General features: G+C 75.4%; 19 protein-coding genes. 10 read left to right on the top strand and 9 right to left on the bottom strand.

Features of this window, described 5'->3' with window-relative positions:
* The first annotated feature begins 507 nt into the window (after positions 1–507).
* Positions 508–1,410, top strand: a complete 903-nt coding sequence (locus OH807_RS37985; protein ID WP_406208977.1) for an NADP-dependent oxidoreductase — start codon at positions 508–510, stop codon at positions 1,408–1,410.
* Between the two features lie 96 nt (positions 1,411–1,506).
* Here OH807_RS37985 and OH807_RS37980 read toward each other — a convergent pair whose 3' ends face one another.
* Positions 1,507–2,397 carry a DUF4328 domain-containing protein gene (locus OH807_RS37980; protein WP_406208974.1) on the bottom strand — a complete coding sequence of 297 codons (891 nt, stop codon included), beginning with the start codon at positions 2,395–2,397 and terminating at the stop codon, positions 1,507–1,509.
* Between the two features lie 300 nt (positions 2,398–2,697).
* Here OH807_RS37980 and OH807_RS37975 point away from each other — a divergent pair, with 300 nt between their 5' ends.
* Positions 2,698–3,144, top strand: a complete 447-nt coding sequence (locus OH807_RS37975; protein ID WP_406208971.1) for a YchJ family protein — start codon at positions 2,698–2,700, stop codon at positions 3,142–3,144.
* 154 nt (positions 3,145–3,298) lie between these two features.
* Here the strand turns inward: OH807_RS37975 and rox are convergent, their stop codons facing one another.
* The 3 genes from rox to OH807_RS37960 form a co-directional block, all read right to left on the bottom strand.
* Positions 3,299–4,726 carry a rifampin monooxygenase gene (gene rox / locus OH807_RS37970; protein WP_406208968.1) on the bottom strand — a complete coding sequence of 476 codons (1,428 nt, stop codon included), beginning with the start codon at positions 4,724–4,726 and terminating at the stop codon, positions 3,299–3,301.
* 348 nt (positions 4,727–5,074) lie between these two features.
* On the bottom strand, positions 5,075–6,055 hold the full coding sequence (locus OH807_RS37965; RefSeq protein WP_406208965.1) for a polysaccharide deacetylase family protein: 981 nt from the start codon (positions 6,053–6,055) through the stop codon (positions 5,075–5,077).
* Between the two features lie 227 nt (positions 6,056–6,282).
* Positions 6,283–6,771, bottom strand: coding sequence for a hypothetical protein (locus tag OH807_RS37960; RefSeq protein WP_406211410.1), 489 nt, complete (start codon positions 6,769–6,771; stop codon positions 6,283–6,285).
* A gap of 186 nt (positions 6,772–6,957) precedes the next feature.
* Between OH807_RS37960 and OH807_RS37955 the strand changes: the two genes are divergently transcribed.
* Positions 6,958–7,497 (top strand): GNAT family N-acetyltransferase, encoded by a 540-nt coding sequence (locus OH807_RS37955; protein WP_406208962.1) that lies wholly within the window; start codon positions 6,958–6,960, stop codon positions 7,495–7,497.
* A 35-nt stretch (positions 7,498–7,532) separates the two neighbouring features.
* Here OH807_RS37955 and OH807_RS37950 read toward each other — a convergent pair whose 3' ends face one another.
* Positions 7,533–8,480 carry a carbohydrate kinase gene (locus OH807_RS37950; RefSeq protein WP_406208959.1) on the bottom strand — a complete coding sequence of 316 codons (948 nt, stop codon included), beginning with the start codon at positions 8,478–8,480 and terminating at the stop codon, positions 7,533–7,535.
* Between the two features lie 473 nt (positions 8,481–8,953).
* Here OH807_RS37950 and OH807_RS37945 point away from each other — a divergent pair, with 473 nt between their 5' ends.
* The 3 genes from OH807_RS37945 to OH807_RS37935 all read left to right on the top strand — a co-directional run bounded on the left by OH807_RS37945 (position 8,954) and on the right by OH807_RS37935 (position 12,475).
* Positions 8,954–10,480: a M1 family metallopeptidase gene (locus OH807_RS37945; RefSeq protein WP_406208956.1), complete on the top strand. Its 1,527-nt coding sequence runs from the start codon at positions 8,954–8,956 to the stop codon at positions 10,478–10,480.
* A 491-nt stretch (positions 10,481–10,971) separates the two neighbouring features.
* Positions 10,972–11,493 (top strand): SigE family RNA polymerase sigma factor, encoded by a 522-nt coding sequence (locus OH807_RS37940; RefSeq protein ID WP_406208953.1) that lies wholly within the window; start codon positions 10,972–10,974, stop codon positions 11,491–11,493.
* Positions 11,480–12,475 carry a hypothetical protein gene (locus OH807_RS37935; protein WP_406208950.1) on the top strand — a complete coding sequence of 332 codons (996 nt, stop codon included), beginning with the start codon at positions 11,480–11,482 and terminating at the stop codon, positions 12,473–12,475. Before OH807_RS37940 ends, OH807_RS37935 begins: the two co-directional genes overlap by 14 nt.
* A gap of 101 nt (positions 12,476–12,576) precedes the next feature.
* Here the strand turns inward: OH807_RS37935 and OH807_RS37930 are convergent, their stop codons facing one another.
* Entirely contained in the window at positions 12,577–13,677 is a 1,101-nt protein-coding gene (locus OH807_RS37930) for a chemotaxis protein (RefSeq protein WP_406208948.1), read from the bottom strand.
* Between the two features lie 268 nt (positions 13,678–13,945).
* Between OH807_RS37930 and OH807_RS37925 the strand changes: the two genes are divergently transcribed.
* Entirely contained in the window at positions 13,946–14,197 is a 252-nt protein-coding gene (locus OH807_RS37925; protein ID WP_406208945.1) for a hypothetical protein, read from the top strand.
* Positions 14,198–14,342: 145 nt separating this feature from the next.
* On the opposite strand, the gene OH807_RS37920 is transcribed toward OH807_RS37925, so the two are convergent.
* From OH807_RS37920 to OH807_RS37910, 3 genes are all read right to left on the bottom strand, one after another.
* A complete protein-coding gene (locus OH807_RS37920; protein WP_406208943.1) occupies positions 14,343–15,962 on the bottom strand; it encodes a sigma-70 family RNA polymerase sigma factor in 1,620 nt (539 codons plus the stop codon).
* A gap of 348 nt (positions 15,963–16,310) precedes the next feature.
* On the bottom strand, positions 16,311–17,276 hold the full coding sequence (locus OH807_RS37915; protein WP_406208941.1) for a CAP domain-containing protein: 966 nt from the start codon (positions 17,274–17,276) through the stop codon (positions 16,311–16,313).
* Between the two features lie 283 nt (positions 17,277–17,559).
* A complete protein-coding gene (locus OH807_RS37910) occupies positions 17,560–18,096 on the bottom strand; it encodes a GNAT family N-acetyltransferase (RefSeq protein ID WP_406208938.1) in 537 nt (178 codons plus the stop codon).
* A 192-nt stretch (positions 18,097–18,288) separates the two neighbouring features.
* Here OH807_RS37910 and OH807_RS37905 point away from each other — a divergent pair, with 192 nt between their 5' ends.
* The 3 genes from OH807_RS37905 (at position 18,289) to OH807_RS37895 (ending at position 21,838) form a co-directional block, all read left to right on the top strand.
* Positions 18,289–19,830, top strand: a complete 1,542-nt coding sequence (locus tag OH807_RS37905) for an ATP-dependent DNA ligase (RefSeq protein WP_406208935.1) — start codon at positions 18,289–18,291, stop codon at positions 19,828–19,830.
* Positions 19,831–20,035: 205 nt separating this feature from the next.
* Entirely contained in the window at positions 20,036–20,257 is a 222-nt protein-coding gene (locus OH807_RS37900) for a ferredoxin (RefSeq protein ID WP_406208933.1), read from the top strand.
* 306 nt (positions 20,258–20,563) lie between these two features.
* On the top strand, positions 20,564–21,838 hold the full coding sequence (locus tag OH807_RS37895; RefSeq protein ID WP_406208930.1) for a cytochrome P450: 1,275 nt from the start codon (positions 20,564–20,566) through the stop codon (positions 21,836–21,838).
* The last annotated feature ends 53 nt before the right edge of the window (positions 21,839–21,891 follow it).

The following is a 21,891-nucleotide window of genomic DNA, read 5'->3' as shown; positions in this document are numbered from 1 at the left end:
CTCTCCTGAGGGATGGCCCTGCACCGACTTGTGGTCGGCTGGATTCGGGCGGTGTGCTCTCGGAGATGGTGGGGTAAAGATCTTCGAAAGACCAGCACATGTCCGACACTCGTTCGATATGCCGGAAAGATCGCTTCTGTCTCCGCGCCGACCGGTGAGCGGACCTGACGATTCGTCGACGATCTCTCACGGGCAGTCACCACTCGTGGCATCCGGGCACGCGGACCGCTACGGTCGCCCTCGAAGCACCTGACGCCCGTCGACCGAGCGCCGACGGCACATCGCCGGTGGACCTCCTGGTCGGATGCGCCCCGATTCCCGCCCTGCCATGCACCTGACCTGCCGTGCGTCCCCCGCACCGGCTGTCCCCCCGCACCGGCGATCCGCAGTGCCGGGTCGACACCGGGCCGGCCGCGGCGATCTACAGTGCGTGCGACGAGGGCGGACGCCCCGGCGGAATCGAGCGCCCGGCGCCCGCGGCCGCCGGGGCCGAGATCGGAGCGAACGATGAAGGCAGTGCGGTTCAGCAGGTTCGGAGACCCCGGCGTCCTGGAGATCGTCGACCTCCCCGCCCCGCACCCCGGGCCCGGGCAGATCCGGATCGCGGTGCGCGCGGCCGGCGTCAACGTCAGCGACTGGAAGAAGCGCCGGGGGCTGATGGACCAGGAGCTCCCGCAGACCCTGGGCCACGAGGCGGCCGGCACCGTCGACGCACTCGGCGAAGGCGTGTCGGACGTGGCCGTCGGCGACCGCGTCCTCGGCCTCTCCGGCGCGGGCGCGGCCCAGGCCGAATCGGCACTGCTGGACCACTACGTGCCCGTCCCGCCCGCGCTCGACTTCGCCACCGCCGCCGCCCTGCCCGCCGCACTGGAGACCGCCGCGCGCGCCCTCGACCAGCTCGACGTCCGGGCCGGCCGCACGCTGCTCGTCAACGGCGCCTCCGGCAGCATCGGCAGCGCCGCCGTCCAACTCGCCGTCGCGCGCGGGGCCCGGGTGATCGGCACGGCCGGACCGGCCAACCACGCGTACCTGCGCTCCCTCGGCGCCGAACCCGTCGCGTACGGCGAGGGCATGGCCGAGCGGGTCCGCGCACTCGCCCCCGGCGGCACCGACCTCGCCCTCGACGTCGCAGGCAGCGGCGTCCTGCCCGAACTCGTCGGACTCACCGGGGCCGCCGCCAACGTCGTGACGATCGCCGACTTCGCCGGCGCGCAGGAGCACGGCGTCAGGTTCAGCCGCGGCGACACCGGCCGCGCGCTGTACGTGCTCGACGAGATCGGCCCGCTGATCGAGGCCGGGCGGTTGGCGCCGCCCGCCGTACGGACCTTCCCGCTCGCCGACATCGCCGAGGCGCACCGCCTCGGCGAGGAGGGCCGCGACCGCGGGAAGATCGTGCTCCTGATCGGCTGAGCCGACTGCCGGAGCAGCGCGGCTGCGACGGGGCTCACGGCCGCCGGAGCAGCGCGGCTGCGACGGCGCTCACCACCGCCGCAGCCGTCCCGGCCCTCAGGACCGGTCGGACGACCCCTGACCGGCGCCGTCCGGCGCAGCCACGGACGCGGCCCCGGGGGCCGCCGCGGCACCGGCAGCGGCACCGGCAGGAGCAGCAGCGGAGACGGGAGCGGCGGCGGGAACGGCAACGGCACCCGCCGGGGCGCCGTACCCGGCCGGCACCGGCGGCTGGAACGGCAGCCGCGCCACCAGCGCGAACCGCGACTCCTGCATCGCCGTCAGGCGCCGCACCACCAGAACGGCCAGCACGGCTGCCACCACCCTGAGCCCGTCCGCCACGAGCTCCACGCCGAGCGCCGACCCCGGGGAGTCAACCCCGCCCGACCGCTCCATCATCGCCTGGACTCGCGTGACCAGAATCGATCCGAGCCACGCGGCCCACCAGAGCGACACCAGGGACTGCGATACCGGGCGCCGCTGACCGTCCGCGTCGACCGGACCGCTCGCCTGCCAGCAGTCCACCACCAGGCGCCACGGGAACCAGAACTGCACGAACGGAGTGATCCAGGCGCCGATGACCCAGCCCGCACCGTGCTGGTGCCCGTTGGGCACGAGCAGGTCGGCGTTGGCCCGTACCCGGCGGAGCCAGCAGATGAACACCACCGCCGTGCCGACCAGCGCCACGTAGAACAGGCCGGTGACCGCGGAGGAGAACAATGCGAGCAGGTCGAGAGGCTCGTCACGCGTGCCGTCCGGCGCGACGAGGAGGTCGTCCCCGGCCACCAGGCGCCAGATGTCGACGGCGACCGCGAGCAGCGCGACCACCCCGCTCACGCCCAGCATCACCCCGGCCGCCACCCCCAGGCCGGCCGGTGACCGGTAGGCCCCCGGCCAGGCGGGTGAGGCCTCCGAACACGCGAAGCAGCGCCCGTTCGCGCCGCTCACCGGACGCGCCCCACAAACCGCACACCACACCGACCGCTCAGCTCCCCACCGCACGTGACATCCGGGTCGGACCTTTCCGACCCGCCGCCACCCCGGAGCGGGGGGCGGGCGCGCCGACTCTAGGGGCTCCGACCCGACGGCCGCCACTCGAATTGCACACGAAAGACAGCAGCTCAGCGCAGGTATCGGCAGATTCCCGACGGATCCGGGCAGACGGTCGACCACCTCGTCCCGGCCCGGCGCTCGCACGGCCCCGCGAACCGGACCGCACCACCCCCGCGAGGGGTGAGAATGGACGCCATGTCCCGACGCCGCTCCGCGCCCCGCGCCGCCGCCCCCACCCCCCGGCTGCTGCCCTCCTCGCCCTGCCCGTGCGGCCTCCCCGCCGCCTACGGCGACTGCTGCGGCCGCTACCACCGCGGCCAGGCCGCCGCGCCGACCGCCGAGGCACTGATGCGCTCGCGCTTCAGCGCCTTCGCGGCCCACGACGAGGCCTACCTGCTGCGCAGCTGGCACCCCGACACCCGGCCCGCCTCGGTGGACTTCGACCCGGCGCTGCGCTGGGTGCGGCTGGAGGTGCTCTCGACCAGCGACGGCGGCGCGTTCCACGCCGAGGGCACCGTCGCCTTCCGGGCCCACTACACGGAGGGCCGCGAGGAGGGCGCCCTCACCGAGCACAGCCGCTTCGTCCGCCACGAGGGCGCCTGGGTCTACCTCGACGCCCTCTCCCTCGACCCCGGGATCTGAGCGCCAGGGACGTGAGCGCCAGGGACGTGAGCGCCAGGGACGTGAGCGCCCGAGACCCGGGCCCCGGGAAGCCGGGCCGCCGAGGACCCGGGCCGCGGACGAGGCGGGGCCGCAGAGAGCCGCGCTCCCGGGGACACCCGCCGTCGAGCCGCACTCAGCCGGCGGCGGCGCCGAACCACGTGGACAGCCGGTCGAGCAGCTCCTGCTGGTCGTCACCGACCCACGCGACGTAGCCGTCCGGCCGCAGCAGCACCGCGGGCACGTCCAGTTCCTCGGCGGCATCGACGACGTGGTCGACCCGGTTCTCCCAGCCCCGCACCGAGAGCCGGCCGGACCCGTCGAGCAGCAGGCCGCGGCCGCGGTGCATCAGCTCGTAGAGCCGGCCCTCCTTCAGCGTCACGTCCCGCAGCCGGCGGCCGAGCAGTTCGTGCCCGTCGCCGAAGTCGTAGCGGACGTCCACCGCGGTGATGATCCCGGTCACGTACCGGTTCACCTCCTCGAAATCCATCAGCTTCGAGAACAGCTCCCGCAACGCGGTCGCACCGGGGTCGCTCCCCAGCAGGGTCATCTGCGCGCGGGTGTTGTCCAGCACGCGGGCACCCACCGGGTGCCGTTCGGTCCAGTAGCTGTCCAGCAGCCCCTCCGGCGCCCAGCCGTTGACCGCCGCGGCCAGCTTCCAGCCGAGGTTGAACGCGTCCTGCAGGCCGAGGTTCATCCCCTGCCCGCCGGTCGGCGGGTGGATGTGCGCGGCGTCGCCGGCGAGCAGCACCCGGCCGACCCGGTAGCGCTCGGCCTGGCGGGTGGCGTCGCCGAACCGGGACAGCCAGCGCGGCGTGTGCACACCGAAATCGGTGCCCGCGACGGCTCGCAGCCGCTGCTTGAACTCCTCCAGGGTCGGCGCGGCCGCCCGGTCCTCGGCCACGCCGTCGGCGGGCACGATGACCCGGCACGTCCCGTCCCCGTTGGGGATGACGCCGAACCGCTGCTCGGTCGCCCGCACTTCCCCGACGACGGCGGCCACCGTCGCCGGGTCCTCGGTGAGCTCCATGTCGCCCAGCAGCGTCTCGACCGTGGCGGGCTCACCGGGGAAGCCCACCCCGATCAGCTTGCGCACGGCGCTGCGCCCGCCGTCGCAGCCGACCAGGTAGCGCGAGCGCAGCTGCGTGCCGTCCGCCAGCCCGACGCTCACCCCGTCCTCGTCCTGGCTCAGCCCGACCACCTCGCAGCCGCGCCGGATCTCGGCACCGACTTCGAGGGCGTGCTCGTTGAGCAGCCGCTCGGTGACCGGCTGAAGGACGGACAGGCCGTAGGGGTGGGCCGTGTCCAACCCGTCCGGCCACGGCTTCATCACGCCACCGAACAGACCGCCGACCCGGAACTTCTCACTGACCGCCAGGAACCTGTCCAGCAGGCCCCGCTGATCCAGCATCTCGACGCTGCGCGTGTGCAGGCCGCGCCCACGGGTCTCCTTGGTCGGCTCGGTCAACTTCTCCAGCACGACCACGCGTACGTCGTGCAGTCGCAGCTCGCCGGCCAGCATCAAGCCGGTCGGTCCGCCACCGACCACGATCACGTCAATCATTCGGAACGCCCGTTCGACGAGGTTGGATTCCGGCCGGCCGCTTCGCGCAGCCCCGGCGGCGACGACGCCGCCGGTGCTCCGCAGAACCGCGATCTCCGCTGGTCACGGCCTTGGCCGACCATTCTGCGACGCCACCGGGGCCTTGCCGCAAGGCCCCCCGTGCGCTATACCTTGGGAGTGGCGAGGAGCGGATTCTCCCCTCGGCCACCCTCCCGCCCGGCATGAACGGACCGGCCCCGTACGTACGCTGACGCACCGTCCTCGTGCTTGGCCTCGTGCCGTTCCCGCACCGTCCCCGCGCCGTCCCCGCACCGCCTCTCGCCCTGGCGGGCAACCGGCGAGCCGGCCTCAGAGGTAGTCGTCCAGGCGGGCGAGGGTGAAGCCCTGCGCGGTGACCTCGTTCACGACCTTGCGGAGCAGGTCCGGCATGCTGCCGTTCCAGAGATCGGTGCCCCGGAAGTGGGTGAGGATGATGTCCCCTGGGTGGAGTCGCTGGTCCTCGTAGCGGTACTCGATCCGGTCGGGGAAGGCCTCTTCGTTCCAGAGCGGTACCGCCTCGATGCCGCAGGAGGCGGCGGCCCGCAGCGTGTCGTCGTTGTACTCGCCGTACGGGGGCCGGAAGAGCCGGGGCCGGACGCCGATCTGCTGCTCCAGCTGGTCCTGCTGCCGGCAGATCTCGTCGCGCTGCGTGGCGTAGTCGAGCACCTTCAGGTTGCGGTGGTTGATGGTGTGGTTGTTGACCATGTCGCCCTGGGCGGCGAGCTTGCGGAAGTAGCCGTAGTCCGAACGGGCCAGGTAGTCGGCGACGAAGGTGCTGAGCGGGACTCCGAGCTCGTCCGCCATCCGGGAGAAGTCCGGGTCCTTCTCCGCCCCGTCGTCCACCGTCAGGAAGACGATCCTCTCGTCGGTCGGGACGCGGTACACCACCGGCGGCAGCCCGTTCGCGAGCTTCACCCCCTGGACGGGCCTGAGCTCCGGCTTGACCGCCGGCCGCTGCGGCGCGTGCGGCGGAAGCTCCTCCAGACCCCAGCGGTGGGCGGTCTCCAGCCCGGCGCGGACGGTGGCCTCGCGGCGGGCCACCGCGTCGGCGCTGCTCTCCTCCTCGGCCCTGGCCGGCCCCGGCAGCGCCAGCGGTACGGCGGGCGGGCGGGGGACGCCGCGGTCCGCCGCGTCGGCCTCGGGCTGCTGCCCCGGCGGCCGGTCCGGCTGCGCGTCCGCGCCGGCGGGCGCCGCACCCGCACCGGCCGGGGCCGCGGCCGCGGCCGCGTGCGGCCCGGCGGGCGCAGCGGGCGCGGCACAACCGGCGATCACGGCGGCCAGGCAGACCACCGCGAGGATTCCGCTCCCGGCCCGGTGACCCGTCGGCCGCTGACGTCCACTCAGGGTCGGATTAATACGATGATCTGATGGTGTGTCCATGGAGCACTGCTCCCCCGACACGCCCGTCGGCCAATCCCCCTCTCACCCGCCCGGCCTACCCCCAGAGCCCCTCCGGCCACCACCGCAACCCATCGACCCGCACCGCGGGGCCCCGACGACTGCCGTCCGCCCGGCCGTCACCGGAGCCCGTCGGCCCACACGGCGAGCGCCTCGAAGTCCGCCGCCACCAGCCCCCGGCCCGGGTGCACCCGGTGCAGCAGGGCGGGCCCCGGGTGGTGCGCGGCGACGTAGGCCCGGTCCGCCTCCCCGATGTCGTCGTCCACCCAGGCGAACGGCCGGCCGGCGGCCCGGTCGACCAGCGGCCAGGTCTTCGGGCAGGTGTCGTCCGGCCGCCAGACGGCCGGACCGGGCAGCGGCACGAACGGCAGCGGGGGCAGCCCGAGCGCCGGGGCGATCCAGCGGTTCGCACAGGCCTGCCAGGTGGTGGCCCACACCAGGTCGAACGGCAGGGCGCGCAGCGCCTCCCCGTGCGCCGCGTCCAGCCACACCTCCACCGGGCCGGGCGCCCAGGCCGGCTCCGCCCGGTACGGCCGGTACGTGGCCGGGCGGCTGTCCGGGTCCGCGTGGTACGGGTTGAGCGGTCCGTCGACGTCCAGCAGGAGCAGCGGGCGCGCGTGCCGGCCCCGGCTCGGACGGGGGTGCGGGCTCGTCGGCCGGCCCCGACTTGGGTGCGGGCCAGGGTGCGGGTTCACCGGGGAGAGCGTAGCCGGGGCGGGCTCGGCCCGCCGATCACCCTCGTGACCTCGGAAAATGGCTCGCGGACGGAACGGTCGGCCACCGATAATGCGCACATGACGACCAGCACGCCGCGAACGGCCGACCTCTGGACCGTCTCCCGGGCCGACGTCGGCTCCGCGGAGGCGCTGGCGCTGCTGCGCGCGTACTTCGCCGACGTGGCCAACCGCTACTACCGCCTCCACTTCGACCGCGACTGCACGGCCGAGGAGATCGACGCAGGTCTGGCGGACACCCCCAGCGACGACCTCGCCGAGCCCACCGGCCTGTTCCTGCTGGGGCGTTACGACGGCCGGCCGGAGTCCTGCGCGGGCCTGCGCATCCTCGACGCCCGCACGGTCGAGCTGACCAGGGTCTTCGTCCGGCACGCCCGGCGCGGCACCGGCGGCGGCGGGCGCCTGCTCACCGCCGTGGACGAGGCCGCCCGCTCCCTCGGCGCCGAGCGCATCGTGCTCGACACCCGGCTCGACCTGGTCGAGGCCCGCGCGCTCTACACCCGCCACGGCTACCGCGAGATACCGGCGTACAACAGCGGCCCGTACGCCCAGGTCTGGTACGGCAAGGACGTCACCGCACCGGCGGCGCCGGCCCGTTGAGCCGGGGCTGAGGCCGCCGACGGGCCGCGCACGCGTCAGCCCGGGTGCCCGCCCGCGGCACCGGCGTTCGCCTCCGTACCCGCCACCGCGCCCAACGCCGCCCGGAGTTCGTCGGCGCCCGGCGGGTCGGCACCCGGCCGGGAGACGGTCAGGGCGGCCGCGGTGACGGCCCAGGTGAGCGCCTCCTCCAGGCCGGCGCCGGTGCAGCGGGCCTGGAGCAGGGCCGCCATGAAGGCGTCCCCGGCGCCGACCGTGTCGGCCACCGGGGTCGGGCGGGCGGGGGCCTCCGCCCGCCGGCCGTCCGCGGTGAGGGCGAAGGCGCCCTCCGCCCCACGGGTGACGGCGACGGTGGCCGGCCCGAGGCCGAGCCAGTGGCGGGCGACGGACTCCGCGTCGCGGCCGGGGTAGAGCCAGGCGAGGTCCTCGTCGCTGGCCTTGACCAGGTCGCTGAGTGCGACGCAGCTCTCGACCCGGCGCACGGCCTGCCCGTGCTCCCCCATCAGCGCGGGCCGGACGTTGGGGTCGTAGCTGATGCCGATCCGTCCGCGCCACCGGCGGGCCAGGGCGAGCACGGCGGCCGCGCCCGGTTCGGTCACGGCGGCGATCGAGCCGAGGTGCAGATGGCCCGGCGGGTACGGGAGTTCGAGCTCCGGCCGGTCGGGCAGGGCCCAGCCGATGTCGAAGGTGTACCGGGCCCGGCCGGCGTCGTCGAGGCGGACCACGGCGGAGGGCGTCCGGCCGCCCCGGGGCGGTTCCGCGAGAACGGTCACCCCGGCCGACTCCAGGTGTTCCCGGATCAGCCGGCCGTTGGCGTCGGCGCCGAGCTCGGTGAGCAGCATCGCCGGCCGGCCGAGGCGGGCCAGCCCGTGGGCGACGTTGGCCGGGCTGCCACCGGGGTGGACCCGGTCGGGTGCGCCCTCGGTGCGGACGATGTCGGCGACGCACTCGCCGACCACCAGGACGTGCGGGGCGGGGCTGGTCAAGGCTGCGACTCCTGCCGGTCCGGACCGCCGGCGCAGCGGCGCGCGCCGGGGTGCTTGCGGCTGCACAGCCTACGCGGTGGGGCGCTGCCGGACGCGACCCTGCCCGGGCTTCCGGGCGCCGGGCAGGGCGCGGGCATGAGGGACGGCCGCCGGACCTGGCCAGGTGCTCCGACGGCCGTGGCCCCGCCCGTCAGGGGGTGGGGCACTTCGAACGTTATGACAGCCTGCGGTCGGTCGACCACCACAGTCGGCCGTCCGGGGGACGGCCGCGTGTCGCGGGGGCGGCCGCAGTGTCGGAGCGGTCCGCTACGATCCGTGTCCGGAGAGTCGCAGAACGGCATCGTCCCTGGACTGCGGCGCGGACGGCAGCACGAACGCGCGACCGCCGACCGCCGATCCCCGACCGCCAGCGGGGCAGGGGCAGCGGGACAGCGGGCAGCGGCACGAGCGACGACACGAAAGCGGTGATCACCGTGGTCAGGCCCCGTTCCGGTCCCGCCGTCGCGGCGGCGCTCGCCGCCGTGCTCCTCGGCACCACCGTGCCCGCCTCCGCCTCCGCAGCACCGGCCGCGGCCGCGGCCGGCGGGCCCGGTGACGCGGTCTTCCCCGCGCTCGGCAACGCGGGCTACGACGCCCTCGCCTACGACCTCGACCTCCGGTACCGCCCGGACGACCGGACGGCCGACGGCACCTCCGTGATGACGGCCCGCGCTCTCACCCCGCTGCCGCAGCTGGAGCTGGACGCACTCGGCCTGGCCGTGCACGCAGTCCGGGTGGACGGCCGGCCGGCCGGGTTCCGCACGCACGACGAGAAGCTGGCCGTCGTCCCGGCCGCGACGGTGCGCCAGGACGCCGTGCTGCGGGTGGAGGTCGACTACACGGCGGACCCCCGGGCGGTGCTGCCGCACACCGGCTGGGTGCCCACGCCCGACGGGTTCGCGGTGGCCGGTCAGCCCGACGGCGCGCACACCGTGTTCCCGTGCAACGACCACCCCGGCGACAAGGCCCGGTTCTCGGTGGCCGTCACCGCGCCGGACGGGCTGTACGGCGTCGCCAACGGCCGGCTCACCGCCACCGACCACCCGCGGAGCGGCCTGACCACCCGGCGGTACGTGTCGCGCGAGCCGATGGCCACGGAGCTGGTGCAGGTGTCGGTCGGCGACTACACGGTGCGCGAGCGCACCGGCCCGGGCGGCCTGCCGCTGCGGGACGTCGTGCCCACCGCGCGCGCCGCCGCCCTGGAGCCGGCCCTCGCGCTGACGCCCGGACAGCTGGAGTGGGCCGAGCGGCACCTCGGCGCGTACCCGTTCGAGACGTACGGGCTGCTGCCCGCCAACACCGACGACCCGGCGGCGTTCGCCTTCACCGGTCTGGAGACGCAGACCCTCACCCTCTACAAGCCGGGCTTCCTGCTCCAGGAGGAGCGCCTGATCGGCTCGCACATGATGCACGAGCTGGTGCACTCGTGGTTCGGGAACAGCGTCTCGCCGCACCGCTGGTCGGACCTCTGGCTGAACGAGGGCCACGCCGACCTCTACGGCCTGATGTACCGCTACGAGCGCGGCTGGCCCGACGCGGGCGGGTTCAGCACGCTCGCGGACCGGATGCGCGACGTGTACGCCAAGGGCGACCAGTGGCGACGCGACTCCGGGCCGGTCGCCGCCCCGACGGCGGCCGACCTCTTCGACAGCCAGCGCTACACCGGCGGCGCACTGGTGCTCTTCGCGTTGCGCGAGCGGGTCGGGGCGGACGCCTTCGACCGGATCGAGCGCTCGTTCCTCCAGGACCACCGGAACGGCTCGGCCACCACCGCCGACTACCTCCGCACCGCCTCGGACGTCTCCGGCCAGGACCTCACGGCCTTCCTGACCGACTGGCTCTACGGCACGCGCACCCCGCCCATGCCGGGCCACCCGGATTGGACGGTCGATCCGGCCGACCGGACCGACCCAGGGCCGCGCCGGCTCGCCGCCGCACCGCAGGGCTCCGGGACGCTCTGAGCCGGCCCGTCCCGCCGGCCTGTCCCGCCTGTCCGGTGCGCCTGTCCGGTGCGCCCGGGCGCCTGTCGCGCGCCCCTGGACGGCGGATACCGGCGGGCGGATCGTGGTGCCACGGCCCGCCCGCCGCCCGGCCGAGCTCCGGCCGGCTCGCGGGCCGTCCATCGCTCCCGGCCGCTCGACAATTCCCGCTCTCCCCGCGTTCCCGGCAGCGCAGCGTTTCCCGGTCTCGCAGCGTCCCCGGCATCCGTGCGTTCCCGTACGGCCCCCGCAGAGCGACCCCCGGCCGGTCCCGGAGAATGTCCCGGAGAATGTCGCGGGGAATGTCGCGGGGAATCCGAGAAAACCGCTCCGGCCGGGCAACCCGGACGTACTCCCACCGCGTTCAGCTGCCGTGAGACGAACACGGACAACACCCGGGGAGCGGCCGGACCGGCCGGAAACCCCGGCAGCGACGGCGGCGGCGACGGGAACACCATGGCGGGGGCAGGACGATGAGGGACGCGAGACCGGACTTCGAGGAGTTCGTCGCTGCCCGCAGCCCGCGACTGCTGCGCATGGCGTGGCTGCTGACCGGCGATCCGCACCTGGCCGAGGACCTGCTGCAGACGGCACTCGCCAAGGTCTGGCCGAAGTGGGACAAGATCTCGATCGACCGGCCGGAGGCGTACGTCCGGCGGGTGCTGGTGAACTCGCACGTCTCCTGGTGGCGCCGGCGCTGGCAGGGGGAACTGCCGCACGGCGAGCTGCCGGAGCCGCCGACCGACGCGGATCCCTACGAGGACGTGGTGGTCGGCCACGTGGTGGCCTCCGCCGTACGGGCGCTGCCGCCGCGGCAGCGGGCCGTGGTGGTGCTGCGCTACTTCGAGGACCTCAGCGTCGAGGAGACGGCCGCGGCACTGGGCTGCAGCACCGGCACGGTCAAGAGCCAGACGCACCGGGCGCTGCTGGCCCTGCGCGGCAAGATGCCCACCCGGGAACTGCTGCTGAGCGGGGGACGCAGTGACGGAGCCTGACACCGGCCGCGGCCGGTACGGCGGACCCACCGGGTACGGTCCGGGGCGGCCCGGGCACGACCGCTCCGGCGACGGGCCGGAGCCGGCCGAGGACACCGAGGTGGAGCGCGAGCTGCGCATCCTGCTGCACCGGGACACTCCGCACCTGTCGGCGCCCGCCGACCGGATGGACCGGATCATCGCCCGCGCCGACCGGACGAGGCGCCGCCGCCGGACCGCCGCACTCGCGGCCGGGCTGACCACGGGGCTGGTCGCCGCCGCGCTGGCCGCCGCGCCCGCGCTGGCTCCCGGGCCGGCGAACATCGCGCTGCGGCCCGCGACCGCGGCGCCACCACTGCCGGGCGGCACGGGCGGCACGGGCGGCACGGCGGGTGGTCCGGCGGCGAACGCACCGGGCTCCGGCTCCGACGCCGAGCCGGGCACCGGACCGGCGTCGGGCACCTCGGCGGGGTCGGCACCGACCGCCACACCGAGCATGCCCTCGGCCTCCGGAGCCGCCATGTACCCCCTGCGGTTCCCGGACCTCGGCGGACTGGTCGTCGACCTCCCGGCCGGCTGGTCGGCCATGAGTGTGCCGAGCGGAAAGCCCCAAATCGGCTACGGATACCTGGCGAACCGGTCGGTGGGAGCCTCCCCGTGCTCGGACGCCCGGGGCGACTGCGATCCGCTGGGGCATCTGGCCGACGGCGCCGTGCTCGTCACGATGACGCTGATCGGGGACCGCGTCCAGGTGGAGAAACTGTCCGGATCGACCGCCCCCGCGGTCGACACCGTGATCGACAAGCCCTGCGGCGTCCGTGGCGGCACCCGCCAGCTCGTCGGCCACCGCAGCATCGGCCTCTCCGGCCCGTCCGTGCTGGTGGAGCTGACGGCCTGTCTCAACAAACCCGCCCCGCAGACCGTGCTCCAGGTGCAGTCGCTGCTCGACTCCCTGCGCACCACCGGCAACGCCGCGATCGCGCCGGGCAGCAGCCACAGCTGACCGCCGCCCCTCCCCCGGGGGCGGTCACGCCCCGGCGCCCACCCGCCGGGTAGGCCGGTGTGCGCCGGGCGGGGGGTGCCGGGCGGGGAGGGGCGACGCCGTCAGTACCGCAGGACGGCGGCGATCCGGCCGCGGTCCGCCAGGACGCCGGCGGGGACGAACTGGACGGTGGCGCCGGTGTCCAGGGCCCGCTCGACGATCTCGTCGACCATGTCCTCCCGGACGTCCGGCCCGTCGGTGGTCGCGGGGACGAGGTGGTTGTCCGTCACCAGGACGGGCTCCCAGTAGTCCTCCTCGACCGCGAGCAGGCCGACCCGGCCCTCCCCGACCTTCCGCCACACCTCGTCGATGCCGCCCGCCAACGTCTTGACGCTCTGCGCGTGGTCGAGCCGCTGGTGGAGCTCGGCGACGGCCCGCTGCGCCTGCTGGTCGACGGCGGCCCGGACGGCCTCGGCGACGGCGGCGGGCTGGGCGTGGCCGAGACCGCCGCGCGGCACCTGGGCCGCCGCCCGCTTGACCGCGGTACCGACCTCGTCCAGCAGGGCCAGCGCGGCGGCCTCGCCGAGCACGTAGAGCGGCCGGGGGTCCGACTCCAGCAGCGCGCCGAGGGCGGCGTCCGCGTCCCGCAGGAAACGCCGGGTCTCCTCGTCGCGGAAGGTGCTGGGCACGTCGCCGATCCGTTCCTGACGCTCGACGTCCCAGTCGGGGCGGACCTGGTCCAGTGGGAAGCGGCCCGCGGTGTGCTCGGCCAGCCGCGACCCGGTGCCGCCGAACAGTGCGACCCGGTCGGCGGCCACCGTCAGCACCCAGTACGGCGCACCGACGGTGTAGGCGGAGACCAGGTTGCGGGTCAGGAAGGTCTCGGAGAACACCACCCGGGACGGCACGGTGCGCGGCAGCGACCAGACCTGGTGCTCGCCCGGCGCCACGAAGATCGCCAGGCCGTCCTCGGCGTGCACGAGGTCCACCTCGCGCAGGGCCCGGTCCAGCTGCTCGACCACGTCCAGCCGGTCGGCCCGGGAGACCGCCTCGTCGGCGTGCAGCCGGTTCTTGGCCTCGGCGATCAGGTTGCGCAGGCGGACCGGGTCCTGGGTGTTTTCGGGCTCGCTGCGGTGGGTCGGCAGCAGGACGGAGACGGCCGGGTAGCGCCGGTGACGGCGCAGCTCGGCGAGGACGGCGGGCGTGAGATCGGCTGCGTGCATCGGGTGCCCTTCTTGTCGGGGTTGACTCTGGTCTGACGGTGATGGGATCAGTGCATCGGGAAAAACCGGTCTTGACCTGATTTGCTCCCCGACCCCTCCCCATCCCACCGCCCTCCTATGCCACCCGCCACCGGAAACCGCTCCGTGCGCCGGGCGGCCTCCCCGGCCCTCCGCCCCGCACCCCGCCAAGCCCCCGTTCTCCGGCGCGGCCCGGTCAACGCCGTACGCCGAGCCGTAACCCGGGTGGCGGAGTCTCGTTGGACGGGGCATGAAGAAGCGCAGCATGCTCGCCGTCGCCTCGCTCGCCGTGGGTGTCGTGGCCTCCCTGACCGCTCCCAGCGCGCACGCGAGCGCGGTCGGCGGACAGGGCGATCTGACCGGGCCGCTCCAGCAGGGCGAGGCGCTGACCACCGCCCCCGGCGCCGTCCAGGGACAGGTCGGGGACGCCGGTGGCGTGGTCGGCGAGGCGACGAGCCACGGGACGGGCCGGGTGGTCGGCCTGGTCGGCCTGCCCGTCTGACCGCCTCTGACCGCGTCGGGCCCCCGCCCGGCCCGACGTCGGACGTCCGACGTCCGGGGTCCGGGGTCCGGGGCGTGGCTCCGGGGCCGGCGGCGGGGAGTTCCGGGCACTGCCGGAAGTGAGTGGGCCGTCCGGGGCCCGGCTCCTAGCCGAGGGCGGCGCCGAGGTCCTGGGTCCAGTACAGGCCGGCGGGACCGGTGGCGACGCCGATGCCGACGTCCTTGAAGGCGCAGTCCAGCATGTTGGACTGGTGGATCCCGCCGTCCATCCAGCGGGAGAACACGGTGGCCGGGGCGGCCGGCCCCCGGTCGAGGTTCTCGCCCCACTGCGACCAGCGGTAGCCGGCGGCCGTCAGCCGGGCATCGGCGCGGGCGCCGTCCGGGTTGACGTGGTCGAAGAAGCTGCGGGCCACCATGTCGTCCGCGTGCTTCTGGGCCGCCGTGTGGAGCCTCGGGTCGATCCGCAGCGGTCCGCAGCCGGCCCGGGAGCGCTCCGCGTTGACCAGGTCCACCAGTTGGCGTTCCGGGCTGGGCGGGGTGGTCGCGGTCGCGCGCGCCACCGTCGGAGTGGGTGCGGGCGCGGCGGGGACGGGCGGGACGGGCGGGTCGGTCGGCGCGGGGGCCGGTGCGACGGTCGGCGCGGGCGTCGGGGCCCCGGTCGTCTCCGCCGCGGGCGGCGCCGGCATCGCGGGCACCGAGGCCAGGTCGGGCGCTGAGGCCGGGGTGGTCGGTTCGGGCGCGGCCTGCTCGGGTTGCGGGTGGTGCGGCCAGACGAGGGCGAGCGTCGCGACGGCGAGGACGGTCGCCGCGCCACCCGCGACCACGGTCTTCCGCCGGGTCAGGGCGCCCCACGGCCCGTTGCCGCCGGCGGTCGGGTCGGCGGGGCCTGCGAGGCCCCCGGACGGGCCGGCCGCCGCTCCGTTGGCCGCTCCGTTGGCCGCGGCCCCGGATGCCGACGCGGCGGCCACGGCCTGGAAATGCAGCAGGGCGGGCGAGTCGAGCGGGATCGGCACCAGCGCCAGGCCCGCGAGCAGCCCCTCGGCGGGGAAGAGATCCCGGCCGAGCCCGTCGCAGGCGGCGCAGCCCCGGATGTGCCGGGCTATGCGCTTGCGCCAGACCGAGTCGGGCGTGCCGTCCCACCCTCCCGTCAGCTCGGCGAGCTCCGGGCAGCGCGGGTAGGCGGTGAGCGCGCGGACCACCACCCGGCCGGCCTCCAGCTGCTTCTTCATCCGCTGCACCCGGACCGCCGTGTGCTGCGGCGTCAGGTCGAGCGCCTCGGCCAGTTCGGCCCGGGTGAGGTCGCCGCAGGCCTCCAGCCACCAGAGGGCGAGCAGCTCCCGGTCGTCCGGCTCCAGCCAGCGGGTGGCCTCGGCGACCTCGCGGCGCTGCCCGGACAGGCCGAGCCGAAGGATGGTCAGGTCGGTGAAGTCGGCCCGGGGGTCGGCGATCTCCCAGGCCTCGTCGAGGCCGCCGACCGGGCTCTGCTGCTGTCCGGTGCAGCGGCGGCGGACCTGGTTCATGGTGATCGCGACCAGCCAGGAGCGGAACGACTCCGGATCGCGCAGCCCGTCCAGGCCGTCCAGCGCCCGGATCATGGTCTCCTGCGCGACGTCGTCCACGTCGGCATGGCCGTTCAGCGCGCGCCCGGCGACGTTGTAGACCAGCGGCAGCCAGGTGGCGACCAGCGCCTCCTGGGCCTGCCGGTCGCCCGCCTGGGCCGCCAGCACCAGGGTCGTCCCGGTCCTGTTCTGCACGTCAACGTTCATGGGTCCGCACTCCGTCTTGCCGAGATCCGTCCGCCGCTGCCTCCTGGGAGACCTCCGGGGAGTGCTCAGATAACAACAATTCGCGCGGATTCGGAAAACGGGTGTTCGGCCGGGGTACCGGCGGGCGGGACGACGGGCAGGACGGCCACCCGGTCCGGCGCCCGGCCTGCGGTCCGTCCGTGGGCGGACGGGCCGTGGGCGGACGGGCCGTGGGCGGACGCAGCGTGGGCGCACGCAGCGTGGGCGCACGCAGCGTGGGCAGGGCGGACGGGACCGGCGGGGGAAGCGCGGGGATCGGCGGGAAAGGCGCGGGGCGGAACGGAACGGGACGGGCGGGCGTGGTGCCGGTCAGGCCGGGACGGCGAAGACCTGCGTCCACCAGGGGCCTCCGGAACCGGTTCGGACACCGACACCGATCTGCTTGAACGAGCAGTTGAGGATGTTGGCGCGGTGGCCGGGGCTGTTCATCCAGGCGTCCATCACGGCTGCCGGGTCCTTCTGGCCGCGGGCGATGTTCTCGCCCCAGCTGCTCCAGCGGTAGCCGGTGGCCTCGATCCGGTGGTCGGCGTGGTAGCCCTCGGGGCTGGCGTGGTCGAAGTAGTTGCGGTTCGCCATGTCCTCGCTGTGGCCCTGGGCGGCGGCCGCCAGCCGGGGTTCGGCGGTCAGCGGGCCGCAGCCGTTCTGGGCGCGCTGCGCATTGACCAGGTCGACGACCTGCTGGGCGTACTGGGCCGCCGTCCCGCTCGCCGTGGTGGCGGGGGCGGGCGCGCCGGTCCGGGCGGTGCTCGCCGTGCTGCTCGCGGCGGTGGTCGCGGACGCCTTGGTGGCCGGGCTCGACGCCGGGCCGGAGCTCGCCTTGGCGGAGGCGGCGGAGCTCGGGGCGGTGGCGGAGGGCGTGCCGGAGGTGGTCGGAGCGGCCGTGGTCGGGGCCGCGGTGGCGGGCGCGTCGGTGGCGGCGTGGGCCGGGTCGGCGGCGGACGGGCTGCCGGCGGCGGCCGGGTCGGCGGCTCCGGCACCCGGGACCTGGATGCCCTCGTGGTTGCCGGCCTCGGCCGCGATCTGCGGGTCGAACGCCACGGCGGCCTGGTCGCTGCCGTCGCCGCCCCGGTACATGCCGTACCCGGCGCCGGCGAGCGCGGCTATCACCCCGGTGCCGGCCACCGCGGCGACCACCGCCATCACCGGGCCGACGCCCCGGCGGCCCCGGCGGCCGCGACCGCGCTTCCGGTCCGCGGCGCGGCGCGCAGCACGGCCGCCGTCCGCGGTGCGGCGGCCGGACGCGGGGAGGATGGTCGTCCTGTCTTCGCTGTTCACCTGGGCACGCTTCCTGTGTCGGGGTCGGCCGGTACGGGTGCCGACACCTGGGAGACCTCACGGCCACGCGCAGATAACAGAAAACACGAACGAATTCCGGATTCCCCTGTGATTCCCGTGTCCCGCCCGGGCCGGCGCCTCGCGGACCGGTCCGGCCGGGAGCCTACGCCGCCCGCCCGCGTGCCCCCGGGCCGCCCCCGTCCCCGCCCCGCCGCGGGTCGGTCCGGCTCGGGTCGGGTCGGGTCGGGTCGGGTCGGGCCGCCGCGGGTCGGTCCGGGCCGGGTCAGTCCGTGGCCGGCGCCATGTCGTAGGTGACGAACATGGTCCGGGTGGCGACCTGGTCGTACTTGCTGCGCGCCCGGTGATTGTCGTCGGCGGTGATCCACCGCACCGCGTTCCAGCCGCGCTCGGTGGCGATCACCCGCAGCCGGGCGAGCAGCGCGTCCACCGCGCCGCCGCCGCGCACGTCCGGGCTGACGAACAGGTCGTCCAGGAAGCCGGCGACCGCACCGTGCAACGGGCGGACGAACGGCCGGTAGTGCGCCAGGCCGACCGGCGTTCCGTCGGTGTCGCGGACGAGCAGCCCCTCCAGCTCGTGCCCCGGGTCGGTGAGCCAGGACCAGACCAGTTCGGCCTTCTCCTCCGGCATCGGCACCCGGTAGAACGCGCAGTAGCCGCGGAAGAGCTCGCGCCAGGGGGCGTAGTCGCCGGCCTCGGGTGCGCCGACGCTCCAGCGGGCGGCGGGAGTGGTGGTGCGGGGAGTCGTCTCGGCCTCCAGGAATCGGGCGGGAGCACCGTCGGCGCGCGCGGTGCTCCGCATGCGGTGTCGCGCCGGCATGACGGCCCGTCCGGTCACTTTGCCCGGACGCCGGGGACAAGAACCCGGCCGCTCCAGTACGGAACGGCGCATCCGGCGGGGGCGTGTCGCCCTGGCCCGTCCGGGCCCGGGCGCCGATGCTGGAACGTCCCGACCGCGCCGCCCCGGACCTCGTCCACCCCGAGGAGTCCCCGCATGCTGCTCCGTCACCTGGCCCTGACCTCCCGCGCCGCCGCCGGCGAACCCGGCCGCCGGGCCAAGACCACGCTGCTCGCCGATTGCCTGCGCGAACTCGGGCCGGGCGAGGCACCCTCCGCCGTCGCACTGCTCTCCGGGGAGTCGCACCGCCTGCGCACCGGCATCGGCCCGGCCGCCCTGCGCGACCTGCCGCCCCCGGCCGCCTCGCCGTCGCTGGGCGTCCGGGAGGCCGAACGGGCGCTCGAAGCCATCGCCGAGGTGCACGGCACCGGCGCGCAGGCCGGGCGCCGCCGGTTGCTCACCGCACTGTTCGAGCGGGCCACCGACGTCGAACAGGCCTTCCTCCGGGCCGTCCTGATCGGTGAACTCCGGCAGGGCGCACTGGACGCGGTGGTGGCGGACGCCGTCGCCCAGGCCGCCGGGGTACCCGCCACGGCGGTGCGCCGGGCGCTGATGTTCCGGGGCTCGGCCCGGGCGGTGGCCGCAGCGGCCCTGACCGGCGGCGTGCCCGCGCTGAACGCGTTCCGGCTGGAGGTCGGCCGCCCCGTCCGGCCGATGCTGGCGGCCTCGGCCCCCGATGTCGCCGCCGCCCTCGACCGGATCGGCCCGGCAGCACTGGAGTGGAAACTCGACGGCATCCGGGTCCAGGTGCACCGGGACGGCACCGACGTCGCGGTGTTCACCCGAAGTCTGGACGACATCACCGCCCGGGTGCCCGAGGTGGTCGAGGCCGCGCTCGCCCTGCCGGTCCGCTCGGCCGTGCTGGACGGCGAGGCGATCGCGATCGGCCCGGACGGCCGCCCACGCCCGTTCCAGGAGACCGCCGCCCGGACGGCTGCCCGCCGGGACGTGACCCGGCTGCGCGCGGAAGTCCCGCTCGACACCTACTTCTTCGACCTGCTGCACCACGACGGCGACGACCTGGTGGACCGGCCCGGCCGGGAACGCCGGGCCACTCTCGCCGGGTCGGTACCGGCCGGCCTCCTGGTCGCGCGCACCGAGACCGGCGACCACGACCGGGCCCGGGCCTTCTTCCGGGACACCCTGGCGCTCGGCCACGAGGGCGTCGTGGCCAAGGACCCGGCGGCGGCCTACGCCGCCGGACGCCGCGGCGCCGGATGGATCAAGGTCAAGCCCCGGCACACCCTCGACCTCGTGGTGCTGGCCGCCGAGTGGGGCAGCGGCCGCCGGCGCGGCCGGCTCAGCAACCTCCACCTCGGCGCCCGGGCCGCCGGCGAGCCCGGGCTCGGCCCCTGGGTGATGCTCGGCAAGACCTTCAAGGGCCTGACCGACGAGATGCTCGCGCGGCAGACCACCGAACTCCTGGCCCGCGAGGTCGACCGGGACGCGTTCACCGTGCGGGTACGACCGGAACTCGTGGTCGAGATCGCCTTCGACGGCGTCCAGCGGAGCCCCCGCTACCCGGCCGGGCTGGCGCTCCGGTTCGCCCGGGTGCTCCGCTACCGCCCCGACAAGACCGCGGCCGAGGCGGACACCGTGGCCACCGTCCGGGAGATCGCCGCGACGGAGGGGCTGTGAGCGCGCCCGCTCCCGCCCGACTGTATCTGACGACTGCTCAAACCTTTGTGACCACAGGAGTGTTCAGGCCCGTAGGGGAATCGGCCATTCTGCGTGGGATCGGCGCCGCGCCCTTCGTGTGCGACAGAGCGGTGGTTAGGTTGACACCAGCGGGGGGCGGCCGGCCCGGGTGATCCGGTGCCACACCACTGAGAGGTGTCCGTACATGCAGGTGAGCATCGACCAGGACCTCTGCTGCAGCTCCGGCCAGTGCGTCGCGACCGTGCCCGAGGTCTTCGAACAGGACGACCACGACGGTCTGGTGAGAGTGCGGCGGACCACCCTGGCGCCCGCGCTGCACGCCGACGTGCGGCTCGCCTCCGTGCTCTGCCCGGGCGGGGCGATCACCGTCACCGAGGACCGTCCGGCCGGCGGCCGGGGCGCGTAGTCGCCGTCCCACGACGCCGTCCCACGACGCCGTCCCACGACGCCGGTCCACGACGCCGCTCCACGCACCGGCTGCACGCACCAGGTCTCCGACCCCGCAGTCCGCCGCTCGCGGCGCCCACAGCCGCCGCCGTGCCGACCGGCCACCCGGCGTGCCGGATGCTGCGTGCTGCCCCGGCCCGGGCGGAGCGCGGGCCGCAGACGTCCGCCGACCACCGCCCCGCCGACCGCTGCCCGACGTCCGCCAGGCCACCGCCCGACGTCCGTCACTTGTCACTTGCCACTTGCCCCGCAAGGAGATCCCACCTTGACGAGCACGCCCACCGCCCCCGCCCCGCTGCTGCCCGCCCCCCAGGACGGCGGCTGCCCGTTCAGCCCGCCGTCCGTCTACACCGACGCCGCCCGCACGGGCACCGTCACCCGCGCCACGCTGCTGGACGGCTCCTCCTGCTGGCTGGTGACCGGCTACCAGGAAGTCCGCACGGTGCTCTCCGACCGCCGGTTCAGCGCGGACGCCCGCCGGCCGGAGTTCCCGTTCTTCGTCCCCGGCCGGCGCGAGATCGCCGTGGCCAACCCCAACTTCCTGCGCCTGGACGACCCCGAGCACGCCCGGCTGCGCCGCATGGTCACCGGGGACTTCCTGGTCAAGCGGGTGGAGGCGATGCGCCCGGAGATCCAGCAGATCGTCGACGACGCGATCGACCGGATGACCGCGAGCGGCTCCACCGCCGACCTCGTCACCCGCTACGCCCTGCCGGTGCCCTCCCTGGTGATCTGCCTGCTGCTCGGCGTCCCCTACGAGGACCGGCAGCTGTTCCAGGACCTCAGCCGGGTGCTCATCAGCAGCACGGCCACCACGCCGGAGGTCTCCCGGGCCCAGCAGGAGCTGCTCGACTACCTCGGCGGGCTCGCCGCGCAGAAGCGGCACCGGCCCGGGAACGACATCCTCAGCCGGCTGGTCGCCCGCGACGACCTCAGCCTCCGGGAGATCGCCTCGACGGGCCTGCTGCTGCTCGTCGCGGGCCACGAGACCACCGCCAACATGATCGCGCTCTCCACCCTCCTGCTGCTCCGGCACCCCGAGCAGGCCGCCCGGCTCGCCGACCCGGCCGCCGTCCCCGGGGCCGTCGAGGAGCTGCTGCGCCACCTCACCATCATCCACACGGGCCTGCCCCGGCTCGCCGTGGAGGATGTCGAGCTGGGCGGGACGCCGATCCGGGCCGGGGACGGCGTGGTGGCCATGCTGTCCACGGCCAACCGGGACGAGGAGCTGTTCGGCCCGCCGGGCACCCGCCCCGTCGACGAGCTCGATCTCGACCGCGACGCCCGGCGCCACCTCGCCTTCGGTTTCGGCGTCCACCAGTGCCTGGGCCAGCCGCTCGCCCGCGCCGAGCTCCAGATCGCGCTGGAAACGCTGTTCCGCCGCCTCCCCACCCTTCGCCTCGCCGGGACCGGAGCCGGAAGCAGTGCCGGTACCGAAAGCAGTGCCGGTACCGGTACCGGCACCCACGCCGACACCACGCCGGCCTTCCGCACCGAATCCCTCATCTCCGGGCTGCGGGAACTGCCGGTCACCTGGTGACCCGGCGCGGGCGCGGAGCGGCTCGCGCTGTCGGGGATTGAACCGGGCCCGAC

Origin of the sequence: Kitasatospora sp. NBC_01560 (assembly GCF_045208415.1) — a bacterium.
Lineage (GTDB): Bacteria > Actinomycetota > Actinomycetes > Streptomycetales > Streptomycetaceae > Kitasatospora.
The sequence above is the reverse complement of the archived record's forward strand: the minus strand, read 5'-3'. Positions and strand labels throughout refer to the sequence as shown.

Bases quoted from the DNA above. Each gene is read 5' to 3' on its own strand.
- OH807_RS37985 (WP_406208977.1), top strand. From the start codon at position 508: ATGAAGGCAGTGCGGTTCAGCAGGTTCGGAGACCCCGGCGTCCTGGAG.
- OH807_RS37975 (WP_406208971.1), top strand. From the start codon at position 2,698: ATGTCCCGACGCCGCTCCGCGCCCCGCGCCGCCGCCCCCACCCCCCGG.
- rox (WP_406208968.1), bottom strand. From the start codon at position 4,726: ATGATTGACGTGATCGTGGTCGGTGGCGGACCGACCGGCTTGATGCTG.
- OH807_RS37955 (WP_406208962.1), top strand. From the start codon at position 6,958: ATGACGACCAGCACGCCGCGAACGGCCGACCTCTGGACCGTCTCCCGG.
- OH807_RS37940 (WP_406208953.1), top strand. From the start codon at position 10,972: ATGAGGGACGCGAGACCGGACTTCGAGGAGTTCGTCGCTGCCCGCAGC.
- OH807_RS37930 (WP_406208948.1), bottom strand. From the start codon at position 13,677: ATGCACGCAGCCGATCTCACGCCCGCCGTCCTCGCCGAGCTGCGCCGT.
- OH807_RS37925 (WP_406208945.1), top strand. From the start codon at position 13,946: ATGAAGAAGCGCAGCATGCTCGCCGTCGCCTCGCTCGCCGTGGGTGTC.
- OH807_RS37920 (WP_406208943.1), bottom strand. From the start codon at position 15,962: ATGAACGTTGACGTGCAGAACAGGACCGGGACGACCCTGGTGCTGGCG.
- OH807_RS37910 (WP_406208938.1), bottom strand. From the start codon at position 18,096: ATGCGGAGCACCGCGCGCGCCGACGGTGCTCCCGCCCGATTCCTGGAG.
- OH807_RS37905 (WP_406208935.1), top strand. From the start codon at position 18,289: ATGCTGCTCCGTCACCTGGCCCTGACCTCCCGCGCCGCCGCCGGCGAA.
- OH807_RS37900 (WP_406208933.1), top strand. From the start codon at position 20,036: ATGCAGGTGAGCATCGACCAGGACCTCTGCTGCAGCTCCGGCCAGTGC.